The sequence below is a fragment of the Exiguobacterium sp. RM11 genome (assembly GCF_059821525.1).
The window spans coordinates 1,475,834-1,488,617 of sequence record NZ_CM187558.1 but is presented as its reverse complement, the minus strand read 5'-3'; the positions used below and the strand labels follow the sequence as shown (position 1 = coordinate 1,488,617).

11 protein-coding genes are annotated in these 12,784 nt (G+C 47.8%); 8 read left to right on the top strand and 3 right to left on the bottom strand.

Going from position 1 to position 12,784, the window contains the following annotated elements; translation table 11 throughout:
- Positions 1-81: 81 nt before the first annotated feature.
- From AC5LIL_RS07795 to AC5LIL_RS07785, 3 genes are all read right to left on the bottom strand, one after another.
- On the bottom strand, positions 82-1,401 hold the full coding sequence (locus AC5LIL_RS07795; protein ID WP_499823799.1) for a Na+/H+ antiporter family protein: 1,320 nt from the start codon (positions 1,399-1,401) through the stop codon (positions 82-84).
- A 143-nt stretch (positions 1,402-1,544) separates the two neighbouring features.
- Complete coding sequence (locus AC5LIL_RS07790) at positions 1,545-2,258, bottom strand: YebC/PmpR family DNA-binding transcriptional regulator (RefSeq protein ID WP_499823798.1); 714 nt, start codon at positions 2,256-2,258, stop codon at positions 1,545-1,547.
- A gap of 80 nt (positions 2,259-2,338) precedes the next feature.
- On the bottom strand, positions 2,339-2,785 hold the full coding sequence (locus AC5LIL_RS07785) for a MarR family winged helix-turn-helix transcriptional regulator (RefSeq protein WP_499823797.1): 447 nt from the start codon (positions 2,783-2,785) through the stop codon (positions 2,339-2,341).
- A gap of 389 nt (positions 2,786-3,174) precedes the next feature.
- Between AC5LIL_RS07785 and adhE the strand changes: the two genes are divergently transcribed.
- The 8 genes from adhE (at position 3,175) to AC5LIL_RS07745 (ending at position 12,751) form a co-directional block, all read left to right on the top strand.
- The gene (adhE, locus tag AC5LIL_RS07780; RefSeq protein ID WP_499823796.1) at positions 3,175-5,766 is read left to right on the top strand and encodes a bifunctional acetaldehyde-CoA/alcohol dehydrogenase; all 2,592 of its coding nucleotides are present in this window, start codon (positions 3,175-3,177) and stop codon (positions 5,764-5,766) included.
- Between the two features lie 141 nt (positions 5,767-5,907).
- Positions 5,908-6,822 carry an alpha/beta hydrolase gene (locus tag AC5LIL_RS07775; protein WP_274664825.1) on the top strand — a complete coding sequence of 305 codons (915 nt, stop codon included), beginning with the start codon at positions 5,908-5,910 and terminating at the stop codon, positions 6,820-6,822.
- A gap of 135 nt (positions 6,823-6,957) precedes the next feature.
- A complete protein-coding gene (locus AC5LIL_RS07770) occupies positions 6,958-7,701 on the top strand; it encodes a DeoR/GlpR family DNA-binding transcription regulator (protein WP_214875742.1) in 744 nt (247 codons plus the stop codon).
- Entirely contained in the window at positions 7,698-8,627 is a 930-nt protein-coding gene (gene pfkB / locus AC5LIL_RS07765; protein WP_499823795.1) for a 1-phosphofructokinase, read from the top strand. The genes AC5LIL_RS07770 and pfkB overlap by 4 nt, the downstream gene beginning before the upstream one ends.
- Positions 8,624-10,531 carry a PTS fructose transporter subunit IIABC gene (locus AC5LIL_RS07760; protein ID WP_214783416.1) on the top strand — a complete coding sequence of 636 codons (1,908 nt, stop codon included), beginning with the start codon at positions 8,624-8,626 and terminating at the stop codon, positions 10,529-10,531. The genes pfkB and AC5LIL_RS07760 overlap by 4 nt, the downstream gene beginning before the upstream one ends.
- 141 nt (positions 10,532-10,672) lie before the next feature.
- On the top strand, positions 10,673-11,194 hold the full coding sequence (locus AC5LIL_RS07755) for a GNAT family N-acetyltransferase (RefSeq protein WP_214692154.1): 522 nt from the start codon (positions 10,673-10,675) through the stop codon (positions 11,192-11,194).
- Between the two features lie 156 nt (positions 11,195-11,350).
- Positions 11,351-12,088: a UMP kinase gene (pyrH, locus tag AC5LIL_RS07750; protein ID WP_499823794.1), complete on the top strand. Its 738-nt coding sequence runs from the start codon at positions 11,351-11,353 to the stop codon at positions 12,086-12,088.
- Between the two features lie 9 nt (positions 12,089-12,097).
- Positions 12,098-12,751, top strand: a complete 654-nt coding sequence (locus tag AC5LIL_RS07745; protein ID WP_499823793.1) for an alpha/beta family hydrolase — start codon at positions 12,098-12,100, stop codon at positions 12,749-12,751.
- Positions 12,752-12,784 lie beyond the last annotated feature (33 nt).

The following is a 12,784-nucleotide window of genomic DNA, read 5'->3' as shown; positions in this document are numbered from 1 at the left end:
GAAATCCTCATGTATACGGGAATCTGGTTTATTCTCATCCTGATTTTATTAGGAACCATTTATTCACGACGGAAAAAATGATCAAAGCACCATCGCGGCAATCACCCCGAAGATGATGAGTGGAATGTTGTAGTGTAAGAACGTTGGCCAAACCGTTTCACGAAGGTGATCGTGTTGACCGTCAGCGTTCAATCCACTCGTAGGTCCGAGTGTCGAGTCACTCGCAGGACTCCCGGCGTCACCAAGAGCACCTGCAGTCCCGATGATGGCAATCGTCGCCTCGACAGAGAAGCCATACTGTACACAAAGCGGTACGAAGATGGCCGCAATGATTGGAACTGTTGAGAAACTCGAGCCGATGCCAAGTGTAATGACGAGTCCGACAAGTAACATGACAAGAGCTGCAATCATTTTAGAATCACCCATCAAATCGCTCGCACCGTTGACGAGCGGCTCGATGGCACCTGTTTCACGAATAACGGCTGCGAATCCACTAGCGGCAATCATGACGAAACCGATGAATGCCATCATGCGCATCCCGCTCGTGAAGATGTCATCGGCCTCTGACCAGGGGATGAGGCGGAAAATCGAGAGTAAAATCAATCCAGTCACCGCTGAAGCGATCATCGACTCCGTCTGCAATTGGACGATGAGGACGATGAGAACGACGGCAAGTGTCATGATCATCTTGAAGCCGCTCATTTGGCGAACTTCATAGTCAGACGGGCCGAGTGCGATCGTTTCGTACGAACGCGGTTTCCGGTAGTGAATGAACGCAGCGATCAATCCGACGACCATCCCTAATGCCGGAATTCCCATGATCGAGATGATATTGACGTCTCCGACTGCTAAGCCGTTCGCTTCAACGTTTGCAATCAAAATTTCGTTCAAGTAAATGCCACCGAACCCGACTGGTAGCAACATATACGGTGTCACGAGACCGAACGTCAAGATGGTTGCGACGAGGCGGCGATCTAACTTCAACTCATTGAATAAGACGAGTAACGGCGGAATCACAATCGGAATAAAGGCGATGTGAATCGGGAGTACGTTTTGTGAGCTGATTGACAACAATAAGAGAAGCGATAACAAGAACGCTTTGACATACATTACGCGCTTTCCTGACACGTCACGACCTGACATCGCAATTAACTTTTCAGCTAAGACGTCCGGTAGACCCGTCTTCGACAATCCAACGGCGAATGCCCCGAGAAGCGCATAGCTAAGGGCGATGCTCGCTCCGCCGCCAAGACCGTCGCTGAAGGCGGTCAACGTATCGTTAAATCCGAGCCCTCCTACAAGCCCACCGACAAGCGCAGCTAATATTAAGGACAATACAATGTGCACGCGACTGATGGCGAGTGCAAATAAGACGATGACTGCAAGTAATACTGCGTTCATTTCCATCCAACACCTTTCACAATTTCTTTCTCTTGGTATCACTTTAATATGATAAAGACTTTTTGAAATTTAACATATGATGTGACCCTTGTCAAATCGATTATGAAAAAAAGCGATAACTCGTGAAAGTTATCGCTTACGTGTTACAGATCGACGTTGTGATACACTTGGCGAACATCTTCCAAGTCTTCGAGCACATCGATTAATTTTTCAAACTGTTCTTTTGAATCGTCATCGAGCGACACTTCGTTTTGTGGAAGCATCGTCAGTTCGGCGACGGCGAACTCTTCAACCCCTGCAGACTTGAATGCAGTCTGAACGGTATGGAACGCTTCTGGCTCGGCATAGACGATGACCGTCTCATCTTCTTCGATGACGTCACGAACGTCGAGGTCGTGTTCCATCATGAGTTCAAGGACATCGTCTGCCGACATTTGATTGACACCGATAACGGCAGTCGCATCAAACATGTAGGCGACCGAACCGCTGACACCCATGTTTCCTCCGTTTTTACCGAAAGCGGCACGTACTTCAGATGCTGTACGGTTCACGTTATTCGTCAACGTATCGACGATGACCATCGCACCGTTCGGTCCGAATCCTTCATAACGAAGTTCATCGAAGTTTTCCTCGTCGCCACCTTTTGCTTTATCGATCGCGCGATCGATAATCGCACGGGGCACGTTATACGTCTTCGCACGCTCCACAACGAATTTTAATGACTGGTTCAACTCAGGATCAGGTTCCCCTTGACGGGCGGCCACATAAATCTCGCGACCGAACTTCGCATAGACGCGACTCGTGTTCGCGTCTTTTGACGCCTTCTTCTCTTTAATGTTGTTCCATTTACGACCCATTACATGTCATCTCTCTTTCCATTTGTACGTAGATTCATTACAGATTATATAAGAAGTTGCTTGAATTGACGAGAAAAGTTTTACTCGTCGCCTTTATCCATCTTCTCAACAATCTCGGTGAGCGTCTTCAAACTGTCAATGAGGCGGTCGGTTTCATCCTCATTTAATAAGGCTAGACGCTCTTCAAAAAGCCTCCGGAAAGAGTCTCTCCGTTCGAGTAAAATACGCTCACCTTTCTCTGTCAACTGGTTCCAAATGACACGACGGTCCCGTTCATCCGGTACGCGTGTAATATATCCTTCATTTAACAGCTTCGTGATGAGCGGGGTAACGTTTGGCGGCGCGATGGAGAGTGTTTCACTAATTCGTCCGTTTGTGACAGCCCCCTCGTCCTCAATCAACATCAACAGATGGAAATGAGAGAAGTTCAAGTTCGGAATTTGTGGGAAATCAGATCGACGTAGCAGTTTACGACGAATTAAAGGGATCAGTTTGACAAACTGGTCCGCAGCATCTTGTTTCGGCATAGTAGATTCACTTCCTAGTTAGGTTCTATTTTTATTATACACGAGTTAGGTGCAGTTGAACCTAAAAACGGGTTGATGTGATGATTCATACATCATAGTAGAAATAGATTCGACACAATCGATGTAAGCGTTTACATAAACGGAATTACTTGTTTTCATGAAAACGTATTCGATTTTACTGAGGACACAGTTAAAAATCAAGGGCTATCAACAAATGACAAAAAAATATTGTGAAAGAGTTCACATTGTTGTCACCCACAAACTCTGAAAAACATTGTATTCTATGAATGTGAAGGAAAGCACAATCTCTTGAAAGCAGTCATCACATTGTGTCTTCCATCAAGTCAATATGTTCATTAAAAGCTCTCAATTATGAGGAGGAACCTAACATGGCAGTCAAAGAGAAAGCAAAAGTGGAAACTACGGCAGAACAAATGGTGGATGCGCTCGTAGCGGGTGCACATGCCGCACTCGATACGTTGATGACGTTCGACCAAGAGAAAATCGATGAAATCGTACAAGCGATGGCGCTCGCTGGTCTTGAGCAACACGTCGCACTTGCGAAACTAGCACATACAGAAACAGGTCGCGGTGTCTTTGAAGACAAGATGATCAAAAACATCTTCGCGACAGAATATATTTACAACTCACTCCGTGGAGAAAAAACAGTTGGCGTTCTTGAAGACGACGTTCAAAACGGAATCACATACATCGCAGAACCAGTCGGTGTCGTCGCTGGGGTCACACCGGTCACAAACCCAACATCGACAACGATGTTCAAAGCAATCATCGCCATCAAGACACGTAACCCAATCATCTTCGCGTTCCACCCATCCGCTCAACAATGTTCAAGTGAAGCTGCACGTGTGCTTCGTGACGCAGCGGTAGCGGCAGGTGCTCCTAAAAACTTGATTCAATGGGTTGAAGTCCCGTCACTCGATGCAACAAAAGCACTCATGAACCACCCAGGTGTGGCGATGGTTCTTGCGACTGGTGGGGCAGCAATGGTCAAATCGGCTTATTCGACTGGTAAACCAGCACTCGGTGTCGGACCTGGTAACGTACCGGCTTACATCGATAAGACTGCGAAAGTGAAACGGGCCATCTCAGACGTCATCCTTTCAAAAACGTTCGACAACGGTATGATTTGTGCGTCTGAACAAGCAATCATCGTCGACCAAGAAGTTTACGAAGAAGTGAAGGCAGAAATGACGGCACTCGGTTGCTACTTCTGCTCACCTGAAGAAAAAGCGAAACTCGAAACACTCGTCATTCGCACGGACACATGTGCGGTCAACCCAGAAATCGTCGGGAAGCCAGCAGCGTGGATCGCTGAAAAAGCAGGTCTCAACGTACCGGCTGATACGAAAATCTTGATTGCTGAACTTGAAACGGTCGGCGCAACTGAACTTCTTTCTCATGAGAAGTTGAGCCCGGTTCTCGGTGCTTATAAAGTTCAGTCACGTGAAGAAGGATTCGCCATCGCTGAAAAAATGCTCGAAATCGGTGGTCTCGGTCATACAGCGGTCATCCACTCAACAGATGATGATGCAATCCTTGACTTCGGTCTTCGTATGAAAGCTTGCCGTATCATCGTCAACTCACCTTCAGCACACGGTGGAATCGGTGACCTTTATAACGAAATGACACCATCCCTCACGCTCGGCTGTGGGTCATACGGTAAAAACTCCGTCTCAGAAAACGTGACGGCGAAACATCTACTCAACGTGAAAAAGGTGGCGAGACGTCGCGTGAATATGCAATGGTTCAAAGTACCTGAAAAAATCTACTTCGAGAAAAACTCGGTGCAATACCTTCAATCGCTCACAACAAAAAAACGGGCGATGATCGTCACGGATGAAATGATGGTCAAACTCGGATTTGCTGACAAAGTCATCAAGAACTTGCCAGCAGGTGTTGAGTACCGCATCTTTGACCAAGTCGAACCAGACCCATCTGTCGAAACGGTCATGAACGGTGCCGAAGCGATGCGTCACTTCCAACCAGACATGATTATCGCACTCGGTGGTGGATCACCGATGGATGCTGCGAAAGGAATGTGGCTCTTCTACGAACGTCCAGAAGAGAAGTTCTCAAACCTTCGTCAGAAATTCATGGATATTCGCAAACGGACGTACAAGTTCCCGACGCTCGGTAACAAATCAATGTTTATCGCCATCCCGACAACTTCTGGTACAGGTTCTGAAGTGACACCGTTCACCGTCATCACAGACAAAAAACGTAACGTGAAATATCCGATTGCTGACTATGCAATCACACCAGACGTTGCAATCGTCGATCCTGAGTTCGTCATGACCGTGCCAGCATCGATTACGGCTGACACAGGAATGGACGTCATGACGCACGCGATCGAAGCATACGTTTCAGTCATGGCGAATGATTACACGGACGGCCTCTGCCTCCGCGCCATCAAGATGATCTTCGACTACCTACCAAAAGCGTATGAAAACGGTAGCGATGCGGAAGCACGTCAGAAAGTGCACAACGCTTCAACGATGGCTGGTATGGCGTTCGCGAACGCGTTCCTTGGAATCAACCACTCGATCGCTCACAAAATCGGTGGAGAGTTCCACGTACCACATGGTCGTACGAACGCAATCCTTATGCCACACGTCATCCGTTACAATGCGACACGCCCATCAAAACTTGCGGCGTTCCCGAAATATGAGTCATTCATCGCAGACGAGCGTTACGCAGAAATCGCACGTTACCTCGGCCTTCCGGCAAGTACGACAGCAGAAGGTGTCGAGTCACTCGTCCAAGCGATCATCGAGCTCGGTCAACGTTTGAACATCAAGCTCTCGTTCAAAGCACAAGGCATCAAGAAAGCAGAACTCGATGCGAAGATTGACAAAATGGCAGTCGACGCATTCGAAGACCAATGTACGACGGCAAACCCGAAAATGCCGCTCGTTGAAGAGTTGAAAGAAATCATGTACGCAGCATACGAAGGCGTATAAGAAATCAAATCAATCAAGGTGCCCGTTCGAGAGAGCGGGCACTTTTTTTGAGGAGATAAAAGGTTAGTTAAGAAACGGCACAGGTTACGACATATTTTTTTGGTCGTTCGTTTCGGGTATGATAGAAGTGGAGGCGATACGATGAAACAAGAGATGACGATTACGACAGCATATGGAACGATTGCAGGAACTTTTCTTTCGCATGAGGAGCCTCGGGCGACCATTGTCATGTTGAGTGGAAGCGGACCAAGTGACCGTGACGGGAATATGGGTGGCGTCGGCTTTAATACGTACGGAAAATTAGCTGAGGCGCTATACGATCATGGCTATAACGTCTTTCGGTATGACAAACAAGGAATCGGGAAGTCGGATGGTGACTTCAATAAGGTCGGGTTACATGATTTGATCAACGATGCGATTCTAGTCGTGCGGACGATTCGACAACTTGCAGATGTGAATCATCTCTATATACTCGGTCATAGTGAAGGGGCAGTCCTTGCGCCAGCTGTACAATTGGAGACGAAATCCGATGGACTCATTTTATTGTCAGGGTTCCATGAGTCATCGAAACAGATGTTTTTATATCAGGCAGATGCCTTAGCAAAGGACGTCGAACGTGTCAAAGGATTGAAAGGTATGTTTTACCGGGTGACAGGGGTGGCGAAAAAGGTAAGACAGCGGCAGGATGACTTGCTCGAGCGATCTTTACGCACGAACGTTTCCGCTTTTAAATACAGAGGACAAGTCGTGAACGCAAAATGGATTCGCGAACATGCCTCGTATGACGTACGGGAGCGGTTAGAACATGTCACCGTTCCGGTCCTTGCGATTACAGGGGGACGTGACGTACAAGTCCCACCGGAACACGTCCATATGATTCAGACGAAAGGGGAGGTAAAGTCCTCTATCATCGATGACATGAATCACCTTCTCGTGAAGCGAGATTCACCGCATTCTCTTCTGACGCTTCATAAAGAATACCGCGAGGCGATTGATGAACCAATTCATCCAAAACTCGTGCAAGAAGTGGTGGAATGGTTAAGAAAACAGTCATAAACATAAAAAACGGTCATTTTATGACCGTTTTTTATGTTATAATTGTGACAGATTGAATGTATCTGAATGTTTTTGAATGATTTTAATTGTTTTTATAATGAAAACGCTTTATATTAGACGTATGGAGGGAACAAGATGTTAACGAAGCAACGACATCAGTTGATACTACAACGCTTATCTGAGCAGAAAGTCGTCAAATTGAAAGAGTTGGTTGATTTGACGGATTCATCCGAGTCGACGATTCGTCGTGATTTGACGGACCTCGAAGCGGAAGGATATCTGGCAAGGGTGCACGGGGGAGCGACACTCATCGCGACTCCTGACGAAGAACCGACATTTGAAGAGAAACGAGATCGTTTCGTCGATGAAAAAGTTGCGATTGCACGGAAGGCCGCAACCTTCATTGAAGATGGGATGTCGATTTATTTAGATGCCGGGACAACGACTCAAGCGATGGTACCGTTTTTAGAAGGAAAGAAAATTGTCGTCGTCACGAACAGTCTACCGATAGCGAATGAATTATTTGATCTTGATATTAAGACGTTTGTGATCGGCGGAGAATTGAAACGGTCGACTCAAGCGCTCGTCGGATACAATGCACGCGAGAGCATGATGAATTATCGAGTTGACCTCGCTTTCCTCGGAATGAACGGAATCGACCTTGACGCAGGCTACACGACACCGGACCCAGAAGAAGCGCTTGTCAAAAAGACGGCAATTGAATTGGCACAGACGTCATACGTGCTCGCGGACGCATCGAAAATCGGGAAACGAACGTTCAGCCGAGTCGCCACGTTAGACGCTGCGCAATTGATCACATCAAGCGATGCATCAATGAGTTCCATCCAAACAATAACAAAGGTGGTGAATGCGAAATGATTTACACGTTAACACTCAACCCTTCTATTGATTACTATGTGACATTACCAGAAGTAAATTTAGGAGAAGTGAACCGAATCGAAGAAACGACCGAACGTGCAGGTGGAAAAGGGATCAACGTTTCGATTGTGCTTCGAGAATATGAAAAAGAAACGAAAGCTCTTGGCTTTATCGGTGGAACGACAGGTGACTTCATCAATAAGTCGCTCGTCGACCATGGCGTACACACGGATTTTGTTGAAGTGAACGGAAATACCCGAATCAACGTCAAGATTCGTGCAAAAGAAGAGACCGAATTGAACGCGAGCGGACCGAACATCACGGATGGTGAACTTGAACAATTGAAAGCGAAGTTCGACCAAGTCGATGAAGGTGACATCGTCGTTCTTGCGGGAAGTATCCCAAGCAATTTACCGGACTCATTGTACCGGACGATCGCTGAATCGATTCGCGAAAAGGGTGCCGACTTCGTCGTCGATACGACGAAAGACGCCATGCTTGAAGTCCTTTCGCTCGAACCGTTGATGATTAAACCGAACCATCACGAGTTAGGCGAATTGTTCGACACAGAAATCGAGACGTTTGACGACGCGCTTCCTTATGCGGAGCAGCTCGTCGAACGTGGCGCGAAAAACGTCATCATTTCGTTTGCAGGAGATGGAGCACTACTCGTCAACAAGGACGGCGCGGTCACGGCGAACACACCGGTCGGTAAACTCGTCAACTCAGTCGGTGCCGGAGACTCACTCGTTGCCGGATTTGTCGCAAACGTCAAAGAAAAAGGCGAACAGGAGGCGTTCCGCTACGCTGTCACAACAGGTAGTGCGTCCGCATATACGTTTGGTCTTTGTTCAAAAGAAGATATTGATCGATTGATCGATCAAGTACAACTCACACCACTTAAACGAATGGAGGAAACAACATGAAAATCACGGACTTGCTTCAACGCGATACGATTCAATTGAATCTTCGTGCTAGCTCTAAGCGTGAGGTCATCGAAGAACTCGTCGATGTCCTCGACCGTGCCGGCAAACTATCTGACCGCGATGGATATCGTGACGCCATCTTAAAACGTGAAAGCGAGAGCACGACTGGACTCGGAGAAGGGATTGCCATCCCTCACGCGAAAACGAGTGCTGTCCAAACACCAGCAATCGCCTTCGGACGCTCAGAAGGAGTCGATTACGAAGCGTTGGACGGTCAACCAAGCCGACTCTTCTTCATGATTGCGGCAGGGGAGAACGCGAATAACGAACACCTTGAAACGCTCTCTAAATTATCGGTTTACTTGATGGACCCAGCATTCCAAGAGCGCCTCTATGCAGCGACTTCTGAAAGCGATGTCATCCGTGCCATCGAGGAGAAGGAAGCGGCTGAAGAGAAGCCGGAAGTCGTCAAACCGACGAACGAAGATGCTCCGTTCATCTTAGCGGTCACGGCTTGTCCGACAGGAATCGCCCATACGTATATGGCGGCGGACAGCTTGAAACAAAAAGCGGAAGCGATGGGTGTCGATATTAAAGTCGAAACGAACGGTTCTACTGGAGTGAAGAACGAGCTTACACGGGCAGACATTGATCGTGCGACAGCCATCATCGTCGCAGCGGATAAAGCCGTGGAAATGGATCGCTTCGCTGGAAAACGCGTCATCGAAGTACCGGTCGCACAAGGGATCCGGAAACCGGAAGAACTCATCAATCGTGCCGTCAATCAAGATGCGCCGGTATATGAAGCTTCCAAAACGTCTGGCGCACCGAAAGAACAACGTACAGGTGTCTATAAGCACTTGATGAGCGGTGTATCTGCGATGCTACCACTTGTCGTTGCAGGTGGTCTCTTGATCGCAATCAGTTTCTTCTGGGGCATCAACTCTGCTAACCCGGATGATCCATCTTACAATGAATTCGCAGCACAGTTGATGACAATCGGTGGAGCTGCATTCGGCTTCCTCGTTCCGATTCTTGCAGGTTTCATCGCGATGTCGATTGCCGATCGACCAGGTCTCGCACCAGGTCTCGTCGCAGGGGTACTCGCAAGCCAAGGGAACGCCGGATTCCTCGGTGGTCTCATTGCCGGTTTCTTGGCAGGTTACGTTGTCCTCTTCTTGAAAAAGGCACTCGCGAAATTGCCTGCTTCGCTTGAAGGAATCAAGCCAGTTCTTTTGTATCCGTTACTCGGATCGTTTATCTCAGGTATGATTATGTTGCTTGTCGTCAATGAACCGATTGCAGCACTTATGACATGGTTGATGGATACGTTGAACAGCATGAGTGGAGCGAATGCGATCCTTCTCGGTGTCATCGTCGGAGGAATGATGGCAGTCGATATGGGTGGTCCAATCAACAAGACAGCATACGTGTTCGGTACGGCAGCTCTCACAGCAGGAAACCAAGAAGTCATGGCAGCCGTCATGGCGGGTGGAATGGTACCACCAATCCTTGTCGCACTTGCATCAACCGTATTTGCTCGTCAGAAATTCTCGAAACAAGAGCGTGAAGCTGGTAAGACTGCTTACATCATGGGAGCTTCATTCATCACCGAAGCGGCCATTCCGTTCGCTGCAGCTGACCCGATTCGCGTCCTACCATCTGCCATCCTCGGTTCTGCAATCGCAGGTGGATTGTCAGCATTCTTCGCGATTCAATTACCGGCCCCGCACGGTGGAATCTTCGTCTTCCCACTTCTTGAAGGTGCTGGAAATGTCGCGATGAGTATGGGACTCTATGCCGTTGCCATCTTGACAGGTGCCCTCGTCGGTGCATTGCTCCTTTCATTCTTGAAGAAGCCGTTGACAACATCTACACCAGTGCAATCAAAAGAAGTCGCATAAACCGAAAGAGCCGTTGCCTCAGTAGAGGTGGCGGCTCTTTTTTTGTAGCAGAAGAACGATGAAAATTCACATAATCTCGGATTGCAAGTTGGGGATTTGTGGTAAACTATTTGTAAAGCTTCGGGTTAGGAGGGGGTCACATTGGACATTCGAGTCGCCAAACCAGATGATGTGTATGGGATTGCGAGAGTGCGTGTGAACGGATGGCGTACGACCTATCGGGGGATCGTTCCGACTGAGTATTTATTGAAAGTTTCGTCCGGTTCCATCGAATGGGCAGAACGATTGCGGACAGCGCTTCGTCGGCAGGAAGTCGCCGGCTTTGTGGCGATCGTGGATGATGAGATTGTGGGCTTCGTCCTTTACGGAGAAGAGCGTACGGGTGAGTATCCAGACCATACGAACGAAGTGTATGCCATTTATATTTTGGAAAATCATCAAGGGAACGGAATCGGGTCCGCTCTCCTTGAACATGCCGTCCAATCGATGTGCGAGGCGGGACTTTTGATTTGGGCGCTTGAGATGAACCCATTCCGCACATTTTATGAGCGGAAACAAGGGCAGGTCATCGACCAAAAGGATCGGGAATTTGGTGAATTGTTACTCCGTGAAGTGGCGTACGGTTGGGAAACGACCCGTCATGATTCGATTATGGGTGCCTAAGCTTAGTGACTGTAGAATGTTCTACGGTCTTTTTTGTATTAAAGAAATGAATAAGGTTCATTTAAATAAATATATTTCTTTCTAATCGTTGTCTGTTTGTAACAACTCTTTTATACTGAATTGAACAAAAAATTCCAAATGAAGGGTTGAGAGACATTGAAGCATCGAAAAATTTGTATCAAGTTAAGTGGAGCCGCTCTGGCTGGTGATGGAACGGATAATTTTGACGAAATGAGCCTCAGCCTGATTGCAGAAGAAATATTATCACTCGCAAATAGCGGGGTTGAAGTGTGTGTCATGGTCGGCGGGGGAAATCTCTTCCGAGGGAATCAAGCAGAAGCATGGGGGATCAATCGAGTGGAAGCTGACAGCATCGGGACGCTCGGGACAGTCATGAATTCATTGATGCTGCGTGGTATCTTGAAACGAGATACCAATCGAGAGGTACGCGTCATGACGTCGATTCCAATGCCAAGTGTAGCCGAGCCATACATTCAACTTCGGGCCATCAATCACTTGAAAAAAGGGTACGTCGTCATTTTCGCAGGCGGTAACGGTCAACCGTTCGTCTCTTCAGACTACCCGGCTGTTCAGCGTGCCATCGAAGTGGGGTGCGATGCCTTGTTTGTGGCCAAGAACGGTGTCTCCGGCGTATTTGACCGAGACCCTCGGTTGGATTCGGAGGCGCGTCAATACGAAACCCTACACTATAACGACGTCATCGCACATGATTTGAAAGTGATGGATCAATCGGCATTACTTCTCGCTAGAGACCACGGTTTGCCGATTCACTTGTTCGACTTCAAGGAACGGAACGCCATTCATCGGATTCTCCAAGGAGAGACCATTGGAACGATGATTCATCACCATGACACGCAACTTTTGCAGAATTGAGGGGACGATATGCATGAAGTAACAGATGGTCAAGTCATGGGGACAAACGGAATACCTGTCTCGTATTCGTTCCTGCAACCTGATTCGTCATCCGACACGCTCGTGATGTTGTTGCCGGGATACGGATATACGAATGATTCCCCGATGTTTCGATACACGACAGCACTTTGTTTAGAGAATGGATTGAACGTTCTTGAAATCAACTACAATTATCGGGATGAGCGGTATGATTCAGTCGATGTATCAGTGGCGATTGTTGACGATGTTCGTCTCGTCATCGACCAAGTGCTACAATTCCATTCTATTAATGAATACATAATCGTCGGGAAATCGCTCGGTACGATGGCGATGGCAAGTGAGCTTACCCGAAACGTGTTTCATGATGCCAAACTGGTTTGGTTGACACCGTTGTTGAAACAAGACGACATATACGAAGCGATCCTGTCCCATAAAGGTAAACAGCTCGTGCTAACGGGAACGGCGGACCAACATTATGTAGATGAGAGAATGAAGCGTCTTGAACATCTGGCCTTGACCGAACTCGAGATTGTCAAAGAGATGAATCATAGTCTCGAGTACACAGGAGAGACATACCGGTCACTCCGGTTACTTGAAACACTTCTCAAGCGCGTGGAGCAATTTATTATTTCCTCAAGGTATTGAACCTGTGGGGAGTTTCATGGGGAGATTGCAATC

Excerpts from the sequence above, each read along its gene's own strand:
- AC5LIL_RS07775 (WP_274664825.1), top strand. The coding sequence starts at position 5,908 with ATGAAACAAGAGATGACGATTACGACAGCATATGGAACGATTGCAGGA.
- AC5LIL_RS07770 (WP_214875742.1), top strand. The coding sequence starts at position 6,958 with ATGTTAACGAAGCAACGACATCAGTTGATACTACAACGCTTATCTGAG.
- pfkB (WP_499823795.1), top strand. The coding sequence starts at position 7,698 with ATGATTTACACGTTAACACTCAACCCTTCTATTGATTACTATGTGACA.
- AC5LIL_RS07795 (WP_499823799.1), bottom strand. The coding sequence starts at position 1,401 with ATGAACGCAGTATTACTTGCAGTCATCGTCTTATTTGCACTCGCCATC.
- adhE (WP_499823796.1), top strand. The coding sequence starts at position 3,175 with ATGGCAGTCAAAGAGAAAGCAAAAGTGGAAACTACGGCAGAACAAATG.
- AC5LIL_RS07745 (WP_499823793.1), top strand. The coding sequence starts at position 12,098 with ATGCATGAAGTAACAGATGGTCAAGTCATGGGGACAAACGGAATACCT.
- AC5LIL_RS07790 (WP_499823798.1), bottom strand. The coding sequence starts at position 2,258 with ATGGGTCGTAAATGGAACAACATTAAAGAGAAGAAGGCGTCAAAAGAC.
- AC5LIL_RS07785 (WP_499823797.1), bottom strand. The coding sequence starts at position 2,785 with ATGCCGAAACAAGATGCTGCGGACCAGTTTGTCAAACTGATCCCTTTA.
- AC5LIL_RS07760 (WP_214783416.1), top strand. The coding sequence starts at position 8,624 with ATGAAAATCACGGACTTGCTTCAACGCGATACGATTCAATTGAATCTT.